Raw genomic sequence first — 17,387 nt, 5'->3', positions numbered from 1 at the left:
CCTCAATAAGTTACAAATACTTTTTGGGGAAACACTATTGTTTGTTTTTTGAGCTATAAAAATGAATGAAATTCATGTTAAAATGATCGGCTTTCATTTTAGGGGTTAAAATACAACCAACCCCGATAAATGTCTCTCCTTCATCTGCTAGCCGAGATTCGCAAGCTATGTCTACTGCCTATACCATGCAGACTGCGCCTAAAGCGCTGTTTGATTACGACAAATATTGGGCGTCGTGTTTTGAACCCGCACCATTTTTGCCGATGTCACGAGAAGAAATGGATCTACTCGGCTGGGATGCATGTGACTTTATTTTAGTTTGTGGCGATGCTTATATTGACCATCCATCTTTTGTATCAGGTGTGATTGGGCGTGTACTTGAAGCACAAGGCTTCCGTGTCGGAATTATTGCGCAACCTGATTGGACGAATGCAGAGAGCTTCCGCGTTCTAGGCAAGCCAACCATTGCATGGGGTGTGACCGCAGGGAACATGGATTCGATGATTAACCGTTATACGGCTGATCGTAAAATCCGCTCTGATGATGCCTATTCACCAAATAATGAAGCGAATAAACGCCCAGACCGTGCAGCCACGGTTTACTGTCAGCGTTGTCGTGAGGCTTTTCCAGACGTTCCAGTCTTACTTGGTGGGATTGAAGGCAGCTTACGTCGTATCGCACATTATGACTATTGGTCAGACAAAGTCCGCCGCTCGATTTTGATGGACTCTAAAGCTGATTTACTCATGTATGGCAATGGCGAGCGTGCCATCATCGACGTGATGCATCGTTTAGCCAAAGGTGAAAAAGTCCACGAGATCACTGATGTTCGTGGTACTGCATTTATTATTAATAAACATAATAAAAAATCGAAAGCAAAATTTGTTGAAATCGCCAGTAACGATGTTGATACCATTGGTCGTGTTGATCAGATCATCAATCCTTATGTGATGACTGAAGATATTGATGGCTGTGAAGTTGAAAAAGAAAAAGGCAACTCACTGGCGCAGTATCAAAACTTCCAAAAAGAATTTGTGGCAAACCCAATTGTACGTGAAGGCGACAATCTAGATCCAGATACGCAGATCGTACAGCTGAAACCTGCACCATCAAAAGCAATTAAACATAAATTACCACCACGCGAATTAGCGGTAATCCGTTTACCTTCTTATGAAGAAGTGGCTGAGGATCAGGTACTCTATGCACATGCCAACCGTATTTTGCATCTAGAAACCAACCCCGGTAATGCGCGTGCATTGGTGCAACGTCATGGTGAGCGTGATGTTTGGATTAATCCACCGCCAATTCCTCTGACCACTGAGGAAATGGATTATGTGTTTGATTTGCCTTATGCGCGCTTACCGCATCCAGCTTATGGCAATGCGCGTTTCCCAGCATTTGATATGATCAAATTCTCTGTGAATATCATGCGTGGTTGCTTTGGTGGTTGTACTTTCTGTTCGATTACCGAGCATGAAGGTCGTATTATCCAAAACCGTTCAGAAGATTCGATTTTACGTGAAATTGAAAAGATCCGTGATACTGCACCTAACTTCACTGGGATTATTTCGGACTTAGGTGGACCAACGGCAAACATGTACCGTTTGCATTGCCAAGACCCTGAAATTGAAAAGAATTGCCGTAAACCATCGTGTGTTTATCCAGGCGTTTGTCAGAACTTGCATACCGACCATGCACCATTGGTTCAGCTTTATCGTAAAGCCCGTGAAATCAAAGGGGTGAAGAAGATTCTGATTGGTTCAGGTCTACGTTACGACCTTGCAGTTCTAAATCCTGAATATGTCAAAGAATTGGTACAGCATCATGTCGGTGGTTATCTAAAAATTGCGCCTGAGCATACCGAAAATGGCCCATTATCGAAGATGATGAAACCCGGCATCGGGACTTATGATCGCTTTAAGCAAATGTTTGAGCGTTTCAGTAAGGAAGCAGGTAAGGAACAGTATTTAATTCCATACTTTATTGCTGCGCATCCGGGTACCACCGATTACGACATGATGAATCTGGCGATTTGGTTGAAGAAAAATGGCTTCCGTGCCGATCAGGTACAGACCTTCTATCCATCGCCAATGGCAACTGCGACCACAATGTATTACTCAGGCAAAAATCCATTGTCTAAAGTGGCACGTTATACGGAAAATGTGGATATCGTGAAAGGCGAAAAGCGTCGTCGTTTGCATAAGGCATTCTTACGCTATCACGATCCAAACAACTGGCCTTTATTGCGTGAAGCCTTGAAAGAGATGGGGCGTGTAGATTTAATCGGAAATTCAAAGCAGCATTTGATTCCAACTTATCAGCCACAAGGGACTGCTGAAGGTGAATATAAATCGGCACGCAAAAAGAATTCATCTGTCGCAGGGGATTCTGCAAAACGTGGTCAAGGCCAATCTCGTTCACAGTCAGGTCAACAGCGTCCGCAAAAAGGACAGGTCTTAACCCAACATAATGGTTTACCACCACGTGAAACGGGTGAGAAAAGACCATTTTCAGGAAAGCCAAAGTCTAAAACCAAAGCACATCGTTAATTTGGTGTAGAAGAGGGCATGAGAGCGTTCATGCCTTCTTTTTTATGCCTAAATTATCATGTGGTCACAATTTGATCGTAAAACTATCGCCCATAGAAACATAAACTGACAATAACGACTTGAATCTTGGATGCCGAATGATTATAAATAAAGTGCAGAGGGCTATTACGACTTTGGTCGTCTAGGAAAACACGATTAAAAAACTTAAGTTTGCACTGCAAAATGACTTTGCTATCGATGTTCTTGATTAAAAAAATTGGCATAAAGCCAAAATGATTATAAAAAATCTAAAGGGATTAGTTAGAAATGTATTATTTTATAACAACAGTTGGGTTGCTGTTGATCACAGCACTTGCACTTCGCCGCCTACAACAAAATAGGCGTCAGGATAGTCCGTTAAAACGCCGTGGTATTTTGAATATCGCAGAACAAATTACACTCATGCGTTTGCAGGCTGTTTTACCTCGTCATACCATGTTGGCACATGTTTCTTTTGATGCTTTACTGACTACAAAATTTGCGCACACACGCCGTAAATATCAAGGTTTGGTTGCTGATTTTGTGGTTTTAGATCAACAGCATCAAGTGCTTGCGATTATTGAGATTGCAGACGAATCTTATGTGAACCGTCTGCATCAAAAGCACTATCAAGACAGTTTGCTTGAGTTGGCCGGCTATCGTGTACTACGTTATAGCAGTATTCCGACTGAGCAAGAGCTCAGAGAGGATTTGGTGCCTGATCTGTTTGAACCTGCGACGGTTTCAACCGCTTCCACGACAACATCAATGCCAATCGCGAAAGCGGATCGAATGATGAAATATAATGAATTTGCAGTGAAATCTTATTAATCTGGGCGAACTGCGGTTACCGTCATTTCAACTAAAACATCAGGTGTGTATAGTTTAGATTCGACACAGGTACGTGCTGGGGGATGTCCCTCAGCAATCCATGCATCCCATACTGCATTCATTGCCGCATAATCTTTTTCAATGTCTTTTAAAAAGATCAGTACAGATAGAATATGGGTTTTATCTGTACCCGCTTCTGCCAATAAACGATCAATATTATCTAAGGTTTGCTGTGTCTGTGCGGTTACATCAACACTGGTATCATCAGCCAATTGACCTGCTAAATGAACAAGATTTCCTGAAATTGCAACTTCGCAATAACGTGATGTGACATGAAGGCGTTGCACAGACATAGTGATTCCCAAATCGAAAAGTATAGTGGGGATTGTACTTGATGCCATTCAGCTGCAATGTAATTTTGTATAAATCAGGCTAAAAAACTTTCTATTTCCATTAAGTTACGATGTTTGAAAACCAAAATACAGCGTTGTTGTGGGCAAACAATAATATTTCCCAGATTCAAAAACTGGATTTTGGCTTGTCGTAATTGATTCAGACAGCTTGCAATTGAGCTATGTAAAGGACATAGCTGTTTCAGTTGCTTTAACGCTAAATAAGTTGTTTGGTACATGGTATTATTCCTTATTCATGCAGTGAAAAGGGACGAAGACAGTACTTCACCCCTATGTGCTTTTATTGGCTTTGTTGTTCGGATTGGTACCAGTTGACATGACGGGTGATGAACATGACGCAGGCAATCAGGATGAAGGACAGGATCGAACCAAATAAGAAGGTCTTACCACTGGATTGCAGTAATAGATACATCATGCCGTAGAGCACACCGAGTAGAATCCCGAATAACAGTGCAGGTTTAATCCCTTTGACCACAAAATATAAATACCATGTGATGAGACCGACACAAGCGATTGCTGCCGCTAGATAGGCGAGTGAAAAGGCGTAATATTCACTGATCGAAAGTAACAGGACAAAGAAAACGCCTTGCGCCATGGCAACCAGTGCATATTGCACAGGGTGGATTTTGAGTTGTTTTAAAACTTCAAACAGGAAGAAGCAGCCAAAGGTAAGGATGATCACCATCACGCCGTATTTAATCGCACGATCGGTTTGGGTATAGATATTGACAGGCTCTAGGAATTGAGTCGAAATACCTGAAATATTGGAGGGGGTGCGGCTATCATAGGCAGCTTCTGCGGGTGCATTTTCTGTATTTAAGACCTGATAAAAACATTGGCTATTTTCACACAGTGACACATTTTCTAAATTACGTTTACCCAGTGCGATATTTTTCCAGTCTGCCTGAAATTGGTGTTTTTCACTGGATTTTTTAAAGGGTAGGCTTTGCCCATCATATTTAACATCGCCCCAGTTACCTGTGGCTTGATAGGTCATTTCATAACTGGTTGGAATGAAGCTGAATGCACTGAGTCCTTCAAGCTCGAACTGCAGGCCAAATTTAAAACCCTGCTGAAATTTTTGTACCAGTTCAGGATATTTTTTTGCAGTAAGGTGCATCAGATCAAAACCGCGTTGCCCTTGGCTTTGCTCAGAAAAGTCAAACTTATAGGCCTTACCCTCAATATCCAATACAGGTTTGGCATTCAGCCCACGTGCATCTTGGATCGGGAAAATAATTTCAGCCTGCTCCCATAGATAATCACGTTTTGCTTCGTTATCGATGCCCTTAAATGCCCCTTTGCCTGACATTATGTTTTGATAGCTGATCGCTTTATAAATATTGCGTCTATAGGTACTGTCCGAAACTTTAAATTGTGCAGTCCAGTCGGCACTTTCAGCGCCTACCGCGACAAATAGGGTTTGCGTACAGGTATAACTTTTCTTTTGTTCATCGGTACAGGTGGTTTGCACTTGATAAGGCAGTTTTAAATAAGGGGCAACAATTTGCTGTGGACGGATTTGTTCATTGGCAATGTCGCGAATGACTTGTTGTTGATAGCTTTGGCGTTCTGAGACCAAGCTCGAAATAAAAAACAGACCAATATAAAAAATCAAAATCAGGAACAGAATGGCTCCGATTTTAAGATTGATAAAATTGCGACGCATATGAAATTCCATGGTCATTAGGATATGACCAGTATCTATATGCGATATGCAGTTCGGATGTGTTCAGTTTGAAGCTTAAGTGAAGTTTGTGTGAAGTATGATGGTCAAGAGCACACCAGGTTGATGTGTTGCTAAGAAGTCGAGGCGATTTGCTTCAATATTCTGGATGCTAATCTGACCTTGGTGCTGCTGAATAATTTGTTTGACGATACTGAGCCCAATGCCTGTACTGCGTTGCTGATTATGCGGACGTGGTAGAGAAAAATAGGTTTCAAATACACGGCTTAAGGCATATTCAGGAATCGCATCACCCTCATTAAAAAACAGCAAGGTGATGCTTTGATGGGGTAGGTCTTGTTGAAGTTGGACTGCGATTTTTCCTTGTGGCGGGCAGAAATCTCTGGCGTTATCTAAGAGATTATTCAATGCTTGCTTCAGCCAAAATGGATCGGCATGGATCGAACAGTGTTGGGGCAGATCAAGTTGTATTTGGATCTGCTTAAGTTGCAAAGCACTATGTTGTTGCTGAAAGCATTGTTGAATGAGTTCGTTTAGGTCTAAGTTTTGAAACTCTAAAGCATGCTGATTTTTTTCGAGTCGTGTTAATAACAACATCCGTTCAATCAATGACTGCAAACGCTGGCTTTGCTGGACGATATGATGGGCAAACTGTTGCTGATCAGCCAGTGGTAAGTCATCCTGTAGTAATTCAGCGCTGGCTTGAATCGCGGTGAGGGGGCTTTTGAGTTCATGGGTGAGTGTATTGACATAGTTCTCGACATAGCCACGATCTTCCAGTTTTTCCCGCATTTCGCTCAGTGCTTGAGTCACTTGGTTGAGTTCTTTAGCGGAATAAAAGAAAGGCGCCTGATTCACGGGTGCCAAAGCCTGTGCATAGCGTCGAACGCGATCAATACTGTGTCTTAGCCAATACGCCACCATACTCGCCAATAATAAGCTCAGTGCTGCGATCCATAAGGATTGATAAATTAATTGCTGTTCGGCGCGCTCGATATAAGGTTGTACCGACTGATTTGGTTTACCAATACTGACCACACCGAGCAATTGCTGTTGATAAATAATTGGTGCTGCAATATGCATGACACTGCTATTGCGGTCATAGGGGTTGGTTGCCGTTGAACGTGCGCCGTATTTGCCGCGTAGCGTTAAGTAGACATCATTCCATTTTGAATAGTCCTGTCCTACAGCTTGCCCTTCAGAATCATAAATCACGATGCCTTTGGGATCGGTAATGTACAGTTGCTGGTTAATCTGTTCTTTGCGGTGCTGCCAAATGGTGGCATTCAGTTGACGGGACAAAGCTGCTTGAATTTTTTGATCAAATTCGGGCGTATCCACCTGATGTTGATAGACATCTTCCGCAATCAGTTGGGCAATGATATTGGCATTTTCAGCGAGGGTGTCTTCAACCACTTGCCGTACATTGGGTTTCACTTGCTGGGTCAGGGTATAGGCGATAAAACCTAGACTCAGTACCACCACTAAGCTAAAGAAAAACCAGATACGGACAAAGATCGACATGCTTTAGCTCAACTTCATCAAACTATAGCCAAAGCCACGATGAGTACGAATTGGGTCATCATGTGGGGTAATCAGTTTGAGCTTCTGTCTTAAACTCTTGATATGCGTATCGACGGTACGTTCTAAGCTATGTTCAGGGTGTTCCCAAATATGATCCATCAGTTGTTGGCGGCTAAACACCTGTTCTGGATGCTGAATCAGTAAAAATAACAAGCGGTATTCATAGCGAGTCAGTTGTAGCGCTTGTTGATGATAATGAATCTGCAAGGACTGCGGGTTACATGACCAGATTGCCGATTGCACAATAACTTCAGTTTTCGTCGCTGCTACAGAGGCTGTAACAGGCTGAGCTTGCGCTTCCATTCTGCGCCAAATCGCTTTGATTCTTGCCACAATTTCTCGTGCGCTAAAGGGCTTGCTGCAATAATCATCTGCTCCAATTTCGAGCCCCACCACTCGATCAATTTCATCATCACGGGCTGTTAAAAACAGTAAAGGTGTTTGGTATTTTTGGCGTAATTGTTTGCAGACTTCGAAACCATTCAGGTCAGGGAGTCCTACATCTAAAATAATAAAATCAAAGGATTGTTGTGTCAGTAATTGCAGTGCCTGTGTCCCTGTATTGGCCCAACTGACTTGCCAGCCTTCACGCTCAAGCGCATAACGTAGTGGGAGTACAATTGCGGCTTCATCTTCTACACAGAGAATTTGTTTTTGTTTCATAAGACAGTTGTAATGCGCAATATTCTAATTTTATGCACTTAGTTTAACTGAAGTCTTGGAGGAGAGAAGAATTAAATTCAGAATTTTTATAGCGAGGGGGAATTGGTAAAGCACACTTGAAGTGCCCTGTAATATTCGGATTTGATCGTCACGCCAACCACAGGAGCAGATGCTAAAAGTGAGGTTTTCTTTAGCAAAGCAAGCAACATGGATAATGTTACTGCGTTGCTTAGAGTACTGAAAACTGGATAAAAAGCAAACATAAATTTCAGTCTGCGTTGTATGGTTGTGCAAAAAAACAGCATCACCATAAAGAAAGTTGTGATTCTTCTTCAAGCGGTTGCAATTGATAAACACCTACCCCAACCAGACGAAATTGAAATTCTGGGTCAATATGCATTTCATCGAGCAGTTGTAATAGTACTTGGGCTAAATCCTGTTGCGATTGCAGTGCTTGCTTAAAGCTTTTACTGTGTTGTAAAACTTGGAAATTTTTAAGCTTAAGTTTGACCGTCACACCACGCGCGGCTAGCTGTTTTTTAGTCAGACTACGCCAGACTTGCTCGGTCAATGGCTGCCATGCATGGCTGCATTGAGCAAGGGTGTAATCATCATCAAAAGTAATTTCCTTGGAGATTTGTTGACGTTCCCGTTCTGCTTTGACAGGTCGGTGATCAATGCCTTGCGCATATAAATACAGCTGTTTACCGTACTTCCCAAAATGATGAATCAGCACATTTTCGTCGATTTTTTGCAGATCACCCAAGGTATGCAAATTCAGTTGTTGCAGTCGTTCTTGGGTGACTTTTCCCACCCCAGGAATTTTATTCAAGGCTAAATCTTGAATAAAACGTAGCACCTGATTGGGTTTAATCACAAATAAGCCATTGGGTTTGTTCCAATCCGAGGCAATTTTTGCCAAGAACTTATTCGGCGCCACGCCTGCGGACGCGGTCAGTCCTGTGACTGCAAAAATATCAGCACGGATTTGTGCAGCAACTTCGGTGGCACTGGCAATATTCTTTAAGTTTTCAGTCACGTCCAGATAGGCTTCATCTAAAGAAAGCGGTTCAATCAAGGGCGTGTATTGCTGAAAAATCTGATGAATTTGCGCTGAAACTTCGCGGTATTTTTCAAAATTGGGTTCGATCACGATGACCTGTGGACAGAGTTTTTTGGCTTGTCCCATTGACATGGCAGAACGGAGTCCAAAGACACGGGCAGGATAAGAGGCTGCGGCAATCACTGCACGAGGATGATGTGAGGAAATCACCACTGGCAAATCTTTTAGCTCAGGGCGGTCTTTGAGCTCGACTGAGGCGTAAAAGGCATCCATGTCGATATGGATGATTTTGCGTAACTCATTTGACATCGTCAATGCCTTGCTCTTTCAGAAAAATCCGCCATTGCTTTGGCGATTCCGCATAGACATTTAAATCGACCGCTTTAGGAATTCCAGCGATTTTGCCTTGGCTGCTGTGCTGCCAAAATAGCCATTGTCGACCATCTTTGAGTTCAGGTTTGCCCTCATAATCACGAACCCAAACAGGCGTCTGATTAAAGTTCCCCATCAAGACAATGTGATAAAAGCTTTTAGAAATATAAAAAATCGGCTGTTTACCATAGTGTTTTTGCAGTTGATCATGCATGACCTGAATTTCTTTGAGTAGCTGCTCTTTGGTATAGGTATTAATGCAATTACTGTCATATTCCAGATCAATCACAGGCGGCAGGGCATCGGCTTTTTTCGGAACGGTGGCAATAAAATTTTCTGCTTGTATAGCACCATCACGACACAGGCGATAAAAATGATAAGCACCGACATGCAGACCTTGTTCACGCGCCTTTAACCAATTCTGCTGAAAATTGCGATCTTTAAAATCACCGCCCTCAGTTGCTTTGAGATAGACGAATTGATATTGCATCGGTGAGATTTTCTTCCAGTTAATCTCACCTTGATGATGAGACACATCAAAGCCACGGATGGAATAATCTTGTGCCGAGGCTTTTTGCTGATAGAACAAACCAAAGTAACTGACCACACCCAACATGACTGCTAAACCGATACTGACGTAAGTCGGATAATGTTGAGCACGTGGAAATTTTATCGATTTTTTTGCCATATCATTTGTATTATGCGATGTCTAAGCGAGTGTCAGATTTACAGTATTGGTCATGTAGAGATTGTACTCGCTTCGCCTTCATGTGGGTCACCTGACTGCCTAATTGTGCCACAAATTTGCATGATGCATAGTTCTCGGCTTGTTTCTGATAGTCTCGAACCCAGTTTTCACGGATCGCTAAACGTGCTTCACTCACTGGCCAGACGCCGAGTGTTAAGCGATTCACACCAATTCGCCAAGGTTTTGGGCTGATTCTGGCTCGGAAACAATTTTGATTTTTACACATTCGGACGTAGTTAGGATCCGCATGAATGGCATTGAATAATAATTGGGCTGCATCACTTTTAGGTTCAAAGATCTGATGCATTGCCAAAACACGATAACCTTTTGGTGTGAGATAAACGCGTAAATGCCATGTGGGGTGCTGTTGAGAGAAATCTTGAATTGATGCAAATGCACGCTGTTCAGGAGTTCCAAACAACTTGTTTTGTAAATAGAACAGCGCTTTGCCAACTAACCCTGTCAAGATGAGGGAAACAATCACTCCGATTCCCAAGATCATCCATGAACCTAAGTAAACAGCCCCAATACTCGTGACTAGCATTAACAATAAAAAAGCGAATAGATATAGTCTAAATCGAGGTGCGTATTCGAAATCGATATCGGCAAATAACACATCTGGGGTATTTAAGCATAATGCGCCGTAGGAATTTCGCGTGATAATGACATCGTCATGCTGAGCAATAATCTGTTCTCTGATTGGTACACCCTCGGCACCATTGTAGGGAACTTTATGGTCGATTCTTCGGATATTTTCACCAGCCTTGATCCTTTCAATTGCCTCGTCAACACGTTGCTCAGCATGCGATTGCGCTGCTGTAAGGCTTTGATCTGACCAACCAAAGCGTTTAATGGTGTATTGTCGTCCTGCAATCTTGGTTTTTGTTTTGGCCTCTGCCCAATGTTGGGGAACGATCATTTTACTTTTCCTTATTCTGTTTATTTGCGAGAGTTCTAGGCTTTTCGCTTTAATCTGTGGTTTCTTTGGGAATTTGCCAAAACACCAGTGCGGTAATGATATTAATACAGCCAAGTGTGATCAAGGTGGCGTGGAATGCCGTGCTCAGAGATGTGCTTGAGAGGTGTTGACCAAACACATTAATCAGTGTGCCTGCCAATGCTACCCCGATACTCATCGAAAGCATCATAATCATGGATAAGAAGCTATTGCCGCTGCTGGCATCTTGTTGTGGTAAGTCTTTCAAAGTTAGCGTATTCATACCCACGAATTGCAGCGAATTGAGTGTACCGAAGATAAATAGGTGTAGCACTTTTAACCAAAGCGGTGTCGCGGCTGTCATCAATGAAAAACTAGCGATGCATAAACCAACCAAGACGGTATTGGTCAGTAGAAACCGACGATAGCCAACCCGTTGAATTAATGGGCGAATAATGGGTTTGGAAAATAATGAACCTAATACCATTGGAATCATCATTAAGCCAGTAATGAACGGCTCGAAACCAAAAGCCACTTGCAACATCAGCGGCAAGATAAACGGGATTGCATTACTGCCCAAGCGGGCAAAGAAATTGCCGAGTACACCGATCGAGAAAATTTTGTAACGAAATAGGCGACCATGAAACAGGGCATTTTGATGTGTATGTGCGTGATAGGCATAGCCTATTGCTGCAAATAATCCTGCAATGAGTAAACCAATACTGATCAGGCTGGAATATTGAGATGAGGCGATATTTTCAATCCCAAGGGACAAGCCCACCATTGCGACCATTAATAGGATAAAGCCACTTAAATCGAAGGATTTGACGCTAGGTTCTTTCTGGTTTGGCATGACTTTGAAGGTCATGATCATTCCCAAGATTCCCATCGGAATATTAATTAAAAAAATCCAGTGCCAAGTGGTCACTTCGACGAGCCAACCCCCTAAAGTCGGTCCCATCAACGGTCCAATCAAACCTGCAAGGCTCATCAGACTCATGGCAGACAGAAATTGGGAGCGTGGAATGAGTTTTAATAAAGCCAAGCGCCCTACAGGCATCAGTAAAGCACCACCAATGCCTTGAATCACGCGGAAAAATAATAGTTGTTCTAGGTTTTGAGACAAGCCACAGCCTAGCGAAGCCAAGCTGAAAATCACCATAGAACTGAGGTAGATATTACGAATACCGAAGCGATCAGCCAACCAACCACTTAAAGGGATACACGCTGCAACTGACAATACATAGGCCACAATGACGCCATGCATCTGCAATGGATTTTCATTGAGTTGAACCGCCATCGCTGGAATTGCCGTGTTGACGATGGTGGTATCCAAGGCTTGCATAAAAAAGCCAATCGAGACCAGAAGCACCAACAATCGGAACTCAGGTTGTACCGCTTGATGTGTTGTCGTTGTCATGAGCCGTGATGAATAAAAAGGCAGTTTTAGTTTAATGCAACTGTGCGTGAAATAAAGCCTAAAATTGTCAAAGAGTGGTCATGAAACTGACATTAAAGTGTCATCGAATTTGCATCACCAACTACTAGATTAGCCATACAGAATAAATTGTATGGAATTTGATCATGAAATTTAAGATTTCAGTTTTACTGACAGCGTTACTGTCGGTGGGGTTAGTGGCATGTAATGACGATAATGACAAGCAGTCGATTGTGCCTGAAATGGTCGAAGCAACGCCTGAAACGATTAAGTTAAGTTTATTGGGACGTTATGAAACTAATGTTTTCGCCAAAAGTGCGGCTGAAATTCCAGCCTATGATGCTGCAAGCAAACGATTATTTGTGGTCAATGCCCAGAAGGGTTTAGTCGATGTCTTAGATGCTTCTAAGCCTGAAAAGCCAGTTCATCTTGCAGAGCTTTCTGCCCGTACTTATTTAGCCAATTCGGAAGTGAACAGCGTTGCAGTTAAAAATGGCATTGTTGCGATTGCGGTTCAAGCTGAGAAAAAAACTGATGCTGGGATCGTGGTGTTTTTTAATGCTAAGGACTTAAGTTTTATCAGTAAAGTTGCCGTAGGTTCATTGCCGGATATGTTGACTTTTAGCCCAGACGGCAAAACTGTTTTGGTGGCCAATGAAGGTGAGCCAAACGATGACTACTCGGTTGATCCTGAAGGTTCAGTTAGCATTATCGATATCAGCAATATTCAACAACCCAAAGCCAGTGTCGCGGACTTTAAGGCGTGGAATTCACAAAAGGCGGATTTAATCGCCAAAGGTGTGCGTATTTTTGGACCAAATGCGAGCGTTGCTCAGGATTTAGAACCTGAATATATAACCATTTCAGCAGATAGCAAAACTGCTTGGGTGACATTGCAAGAAAACAATGCGATTGCCCGTATTGATATCGCTCAGCAGAAAGTCACCGATATTTATCCATTGGGTTATAAAGATCATGGGCAAATAGGTAATGAACTAGATGTCAGCGATAAAGATAAGAAGATTGATATCAAAACATGGGCTGGCTTGTTTGGTATGTATCAACCTGACTCGATTGTCAATTATCAAGCCAATGGTCAAACCTATCTGGTCACTGCCAATGAAGGTGATGCACGTGCTTGGTTAAAAGATTCAGATGCATATTTTGGCGGCGATACCAGCAAAGGTTTTGTCGAAGAAATACGTGTTAAAGATTTATTCAAGAGCAGTGGTTTTACCAATAAAGTGAAAGACGAGTATCCAGCACATTTACAGAAAATTGCGGTGGGTGTTAAAGGCGCAAGATTGAATGCAGCAGTATTTGGTTATTGTGGGGCAACGGCAACAGATGCAAAAGAATGTCGTGATGATAGCCAATTAGGTCGTTTAAAAGTGACTTGGACCAAGGGTTACCAGATGTATGCAGATGGTACGCCAAAACTGGATGCAGATGGTTATTTGGTTTATGACAAGCTTTATGCTTATGGTGCACGTTCATTCAGTATTTGGAATACTCAAGGTCAAATGATCTGGGACTCTGGTAGCGAATTTGAAAAGAAAATAGCAGAGCTCTTCCCGAATTACTTTAATAGTGATCATGAGGAAATAACATTTGATAAACGAAGTGCAGCGAAAGGTCCAGAGCCTGAGGGTATTGCTGTTGGTACGATCGGTAAGAAAACCTTTGCCTTTATTGGCCTAGAGCGGATGAGTGGGGTGATGGTGTATGACATCACCACACCGAATAAACCGAAATTTATTGAATATTTTAGCACACGTAATTTTGTCGAAACCGATACGGCCAAGCAGGGGGATTTAGGGCCTGAAGGTTTGATTTTCGTTACGGCAAAAGATTCACCAAATGGCAAGCCTTTACTGGTGGTCGGTAATGAAGTCAGTGGTTCAACTGCGCTATATCAAGTGAATGTGCAATAAGTTCTCAATATAAAAAAGCGGATCGATGTGATCCGCTTTTTTTATATGGGGCGGTTTTAGACTTCGATATGGCTAGGTGTGCTTAAGTTTTTAATCACACTTGAAATCTGTTCCAGTGTTTCACAAATAATCACTTTGGCACGGTGCTGTGGTGGTAAAAAGCCTTCTTCTACCGCATGATCAAGCTGTGCAATCAGGGCATCATAAAAGCGATTGACGTTATAAATAATCATGGGTTTCTGGTGCTGATTGAGCTGTCCCCAAGTGGCAATTTCCAGAATTTCTTCAAAAGTACCCAAACCACCTGGTAAGGCAATAAAGGCACTGGCACGTTCAGCCATCAGGGCTTTACGTTCATGCATACTATTGACGATATGCAGTTCAGTCAGTTTATGGTGAGCAATTTCATAATCCAACATAAACTCTGGAATCACACCGACTACTTCGCCACTATGTTCTAGTACGGTATCTGCCACTTGTCCCATCAGACCAATACTGGCACCGCCGTAGACAATACCAAAGCCTTGATTGGCAATATGCTGGGCTAGCTCAATGGCTTTGTCTCGGTAAATCGGCTTGTTGCCTGTACGTGAGCCGCAATATAACGCAATAAGAGATTGAGTGGTTTTTATGGGAGGAGGAGTAATGGTTCTTGTCTCTGTCATTCTTAATACACTATTCATTCGTTTATTTTCACCTTATCATTTTCGCTGTGCTTGTCTAGGCTAAATCAGGTTTGTGACAGTTTTATGCACATTTTACATACAATGTACTTTTGTCGTGCTTCGAAAGAATTTGAAAACATCCTCAACATAAAAAAAGATGAATTTCACTGAAATCTTGCCTATACTAAAAATCCTTTTATTAATCTATGTACCTCTATGAGTAGTGGTTGTTGTCGCTCCGCATTGTTCTTATTTCCTAAAAAAAATGTTTTGGCTGTTTGTGCCGACCTTTTAAAATCTCAACTTCATAACAATATTGCTGATTTTGCAGAGGAGTCACCTCAATGATTCTGGAATGGATGTCAGATCCTGCTGCTTGGGTTGGCTTAGCCACATTGGTGGTGCTTGAAATTGTACTAGGTATTGATAACCTTGTTTTTATTGCAATTTTGGCAGAAAAATTACCACCAGAACAACGTAATGCTGCTCGTAAGATTGGTTTAATTCTCGCCCTGTTAATGCGTTTGATCCTGCTTGCCTCGATCGCATGGGTGGTGACTTTAACCACACCGCTGTTCCATATTTTTGATCATCCCTTTTCCGGACGTGACCTGATTCTACTGTTTGGTGGTGTGTTCTTATTATTTAAAGGCACCATGGAACTGCATGAGCGAATCGAAGGAAAGCAGGCACATAAAGAAGAAAACCCAGTACATGCCGTGTTCTGGATGGTGGTGGTACAGATCGTCGTCCTCGACGCAGTATTCTCTCTTGACAGTGTGATCACTGCAGTGGGGATGGTGAAAGAACTTTCAGTGATGATGATCGCGGTGACGATTGCGATTGGTATCATGTTGCTGGCTTCACGCCCATTGATGGATTTCGTCAATAAGCATCCAACCGTAGTGATTCTGTGTCTTGGCTTCTTGATGATGATTGGCTTCTCATTGGTGGTTGAAGGCTTTGGTTTCCATATTCCAAAAGGTTATTTATACGCTGCGATTGGTTTCTCGGTATTGGTAGAAATGGTCAATCAGACTATGCGCCGTAACCAAGAGAAATTGGTGACGACAACAGATTTACGTTATCGCACCGCCTCTGCCGTACTGCGTATGTTGGGCAGTAAAGGCAATGGTAACGAAAGTCAGAACAAAGAAGCAGAAGATGTTTTAGCGACTCAAGCTTATGCCAAAGAAGTCTTTGATGAAGATAATGGCGTATATCACAGTGTTCTAGTTCAAGGGGTCTTGGGTTTATCCGAGCGTCCAGTCAAGTCGGTGATGACACCACGTCCAGAGCTAGAGTGGCTAGACTTAGATGATGATCCTGCTGAGTTAAAAGAACGTTTAATGGCAATGACCCATTCGCGTTTGATTATTGCTCGTGGTGAGTTAGACAATATTGAAGGTATTGTTCTCACCCATAAAGTATTGAATGAATATATCGAAACAGGTGCGATTGATTTCAGTAAACACTTACGTGAACCTGTGATTGTGCATGAAAATGCACAAGTCCTGATGGTGATGGAACAGTTACGTCAAGCACCATTACAAATGGCGATTGTCCTGAACGAGTATGGTTCGATTGAAGGGATAGCTACTCCAATTGATATGTTAGAAGCGATTGCGGGTGAATTCCCTGATGAAGATGAATTGGAAGCAACTGCAGAAAGTCTAGATGACGGTTCTATGTTGTTAGAAGGTTCAACCGACATTCGTCACGTTTCTTTGTTATTGGGCAAAGATTTGGTCGATGAAAGCGAAGAATACTCAACCTTGTCGGGCTATATCTTATTCCATCTTGGTCGTTTACCTGAAAATGGTGACATGATTGAAGTCGATGGCTATCGTTTTGAAGTGGTGACAATGGATGGGCACAAGATTGAAAAAGTGCGCATCCTTCCGAAAGAGAAGACGACCGAGAAATAATTAAGTTTGAGCAAATAGCCTTTGGGTTTGGCCTTGTGGTACAAGGCTTTTCTCAGGGCTTTTTTATTTGAGAATTGGAAATGACTTCATCACAAAATTGTCCATGTGGGCAGGGGCAATATGCTGAGTGCTGTCAGCCTTTGCACTTAAAACAGCAAGTCGCTCAAACTGCAGAGCAGTTGATGCGATCGCGTTATAGTGCTTTTGCATTGCAACAGATTGATTATATTTTGCAGACGACAGCCTTGGGGCAACAGCCCGCTTTAGACCGAGCTGCGATTGCAGACTGGAGTCAATCGAATCAATGGCTCAAACTGGAAGTCGTGCAACATCAGCCCAAGCTGGATAAAACGCATGCGTTGGTTGAGTTCAAGGCACATTATCATGATGGCACACAAGCGCATATTCATCATGAAATTTCACATTTTGTATTACACCAACAGCGGTGGTATTTCCTTGATCCGACTCTGGATATGCAAATCACCATGAAACAACCCTGCATTTGTGGCTCGGGGAAAAAATTTAAGCAATGTTGTGCGCAATTCATCTAAGTTTGT

Annotated in this window: 15 protein-coding genes; 5 read left to right on the top strand and 10 right to left on the bottom strand. The window is 42.5% G+C overall.

Translation table 11 applies throughout. From position 1 onward, the window contains the following. Window positions 1-167 precede the first annotated feature (167 nt). Window positions 168-2,549 carry a YgiQ family radical SAM protein gene (locus FPL17_RS13095; RefSeq protein WP_005191672.1) on the top strand — a complete coding sequence of 794 codons (2,382 nt, stop codon included), beginning with the start codon at window positions 168-170 and terminating at the stop codon, window positions 2,547-2,549. Between the two features lie 306 nt (window positions 2,550-2,855). Next, window positions 2,856-3,398, top strand: coding sequence for a DUF2726 domain-containing protein (locus FPL17_RS13090; protein ID WP_005191674.1), 543 nt, complete (start codon window positions 2,856-2,858; stop codon window positions 3,396-3,398). On the opposite strand, the gene FPL17_RS13085 is transcribed toward FPL17_RS13090, so the two are convergent. From FPL17_RS13085 to mdtD, 9 genes are all read right to left on the bottom strand, one after another. Further along, the gene (locus tag FPL17_RS13085) at window positions 3,395-3,751 is read right to left on the bottom strand and encodes a RidA family protein (protein ID WP_004802050.1); all 357 of its coding nucleotides are present in this window, start codon (window positions 3,749-3,751) and stop codon (window positions 3,395-3,397) included. The genes FPL17_RS13090 and FPL17_RS13085 overlap by 4 nt on opposite strands. Before the next feature lie 74 nt (window positions 3,752-3,825). Then, window positions 3,826-4,029, bottom strand: coding sequence for a hypothetical protein (locus tag FPL17_RS13080; RefSeq protein ID WP_159885451.1), 204 nt, complete (start codon window positions 4,027-4,029; stop codon window positions 3,826-3,828). A gap of 62 nt (window positions 4,030-4,091) precedes the next feature. Next, complete coding sequence (gene creD / locus FPL17_RS13075) at window positions 4,092-5,480, bottom strand: cell envelope integrity protein CreD (protein WP_159885449.1); 1,389 nt, start codon at window positions 5,478-5,480, stop codon at window positions 4,092-4,094. A 75-nt stretch (window positions 5,481-5,555) separates the two neighbouring features. Further along, window positions 5,556-6,983, bottom strand: a complete 1,428-nt coding sequence (gene creC / locus FPL17_RS13070) for a two-component system sensor histidine kinase CreC (protein WP_266095751.1) — start codon at window positions 6,981-6,983, stop codon at window positions 5,556-5,558. Window positions 6,984-7,025: 42 nt separating this feature from the next. Next, window positions 7,026-7,745, bottom strand: a complete 720-nt coding sequence (gene creB, locus FPL17_RS13065; RefSeq protein ID WP_159885445.1) for a two-component system response regulator CreB — start codon at window positions 7,743-7,745, stop codon at window positions 7,026-7,028. A 304-nt stretch (window positions 7,746-8,049) separates the two neighbouring features. Beyond that, window positions 8,050-9,117, bottom strand: a complete 1,068-nt coding sequence (gene dinB, locus FPL17_RS13060; RefSeq protein ID WP_159885443.1) for a DNA polymerase IV — start codon at window positions 9,115-9,117, stop codon at window positions 8,050-8,052. Further along, complete coding sequence (locus tag FPL17_RS13055) at window positions 9,107-9,868, bottom strand: glycoside hydrolase family 25 protein (RefSeq protein WP_159885433.1); 762 nt, start codon at window positions 9,866-9,868, stop codon at window positions 9,107-9,109. The genes dinB and FPL17_RS13055 overlap by 11 nt, the downstream gene beginning before the upstream one ends. 10 nt (window positions 9,869-9,878) lie before the next feature. Then, window positions 9,879-10,847 (bottom strand): hypothetical protein, encoded by a 969-nt coding sequence (locus tag FPL17_RS13050; RefSeq protein ID WP_159885431.1) that lies wholly within the window; start codon window positions 10,845-10,847, stop codon window positions 9,879-9,881. Between the two features lie 49 nt (window positions 10,848-10,896). After that, window positions 10,897-12,285, bottom strand: coding sequence for a multidrug transporter subunit MdtD (mdtD, locus tag FPL17_RS13045; RefSeq protein ID WP_005191694.1), 1,389 nt, complete (start codon window positions 12,283-12,285; stop codon window positions 10,897-10,899). Window positions 12,286-12,449: 164 nt separating this feature from the next. Here mdtD and FPL17_RS13040 point away from each other — a divergent pair, with 164 nt between their 5' ends. After that, window positions 12,450-14,237 (top strand): choice-of-anchor I family protein, encoded by a 1,788-nt coding sequence (locus tag FPL17_RS13040; protein WP_159885429.1) that lies wholly within the window; start codon window positions 12,450-12,452, stop codon window positions 14,235-14,237. A gap of 56 nt (window positions 14,238-14,293) precedes the next feature. Here FPL17_RS13040 and FPL17_RS13035 read toward each other — a convergent pair whose 3' ends face one another. Continuing rightward, window positions 14,294-14,920 carry an LOG family protein gene (locus tag FPL17_RS13035; protein WP_151716600.1) on the bottom strand — a complete coding sequence of 209 codons (627 nt, stop codon included), beginning with the start codon at window positions 14,918-14,920 and terminating at the stop codon, window positions 14,294-14,296. 326 nt (window positions 14,921-15,246) lie between these two features. Between FPL17_RS13035 and FPL17_RS13030 the strand changes: the two genes are divergently transcribed. After that, window positions 15,247-16,830 carry a TerC family protein gene (locus tag FPL17_RS13030; RefSeq protein ID WP_005191700.1) on the top strand — a complete coding sequence of 528 codons (1,584 nt, stop codon included), beginning with the start codon at window positions 15,247-15,249 and terminating at the stop codon, window positions 16,828-16,830. Window positions 16,831-16,910: 80 nt separating this feature from the next. Next, on the top strand, window positions 16,911-17,381 hold the full coding sequence (locus FPL17_RS13025; RefSeq protein WP_159885427.1) for a YchJ family protein: 471 nt from the start codon (window positions 16,911-16,913) through the stop codon (window positions 17,379-17,381). Window positions 17,382-17,387: the final 6 nt, after the last annotated feature.

Source organism: Acinetobacter dispersus (assembly GCF_009884975.1).
In the GTDB taxonomy this organism is placed as follows: Bacteria; Pseudomonadota; Gammaproteobacteria; order Pseudomonadales; family Moraxellaceae; genus Acinetobacter; species Acinetobacter dispersus.
The sequence above is the reverse complement of the archived record's forward strand: the minus strand, read 5'-3'. Positions and strand labels throughout refer to the sequence as shown.

Excerpts from the sequence above, each read along its gene's own strand:
- FPL17_RS13095 (WP_005191672.1), top strand. The coding sequence starts at position 168 with ATGTCTACTGCCTATACCATGCAGACTGCGCCTAAAGCGCTGTTTGAT.
- FPL17_RS13090 (WP_005191674.1), top strand. The coding sequence starts at position 2,856 with ATGTATTATTTTATAACAACAGTTGGGTTGCTGTTGATCACAGCACTT.
- FPL17_RS13085 (WP_004802050.1), bottom strand. The coding sequence starts at position 3,751 with ATGTCTGTGCAACGCCTTCATGTCACATCACGTTATTGCGAAGTTGCA.
- FPL17_RS13080 (WP_159885451.1), bottom strand. The coding sequence starts at position 4,029 with ATGTACCAAACAACTTATTTAGCGTTAAAGCAACTGAAACAGCTATGT.
- creD (WP_159885449.1), bottom strand. The coding sequence starts at position 5,480 with ATGCGTCGCAATTTTATCAATCTTAAAATCGGAGCCATTCTGTTCCTG.
- creB (WP_159885445.1), bottom strand. The coding sequence starts at position 7,745 with ATGAAACAAAAACAAATTCTCTGTGTAGAAGATGAAGCCGCAATTGTA.
- dinB (WP_159885443.1), bottom strand. The coding sequence starts at position 9,117 with ATGTCAAATGAGTTACGCAAAATCATCCATATCGACATGGATGCCTTT.
- FPL17_RS13055 (WP_159885433.1), bottom strand. The coding sequence starts at position 9,868 with ATGGCAAAAAAATCGATAAAATTTCCACGTGCTCAACATTATCCGACT.
- FPL17_RS13050 (WP_159885431.1), bottom strand. The coding sequence starts at position 10,847 with ATGATCGTTCCCCAACATTGGGCAGAGGCCAAAACAAAAACCAAGATT.
- mdtD (WP_005191694.1), bottom strand. The coding sequence starts at position 12,285 with ATGACAACGACAACACATCAAGCGGTACAACCTGAGTTCCGATTGTTG.
- FPL17_RS13040 (WP_159885429.1), top strand. The coding sequence starts at position 12,450 with ATGAAATTTAAGATTTCAGTTTTACTGACAGCGTTACTGTCGGTGGGG.
- FPL17_RS13035 (WP_151716600.1), bottom strand. The coding sequence starts at position 14,920 with ATGAATAGTGTATTAAGAATGACAGAGACAAGAACCATTACTCCTCCT.
- FPL17_RS13030 (WP_005191700.1), top strand. The coding sequence starts at position 15,247 with ATGATTCTGGAATGGATGTCAGATCCTGCTGCTTGGGTTGGCTTAGCC.
- FPL17_RS13025 (WP_159885427.1), top strand. The coding sequence starts at position 16,911 with ATGACTTCATCACAAAATTGTCCATGTGGGCAGGGGCAATATGCTGAG.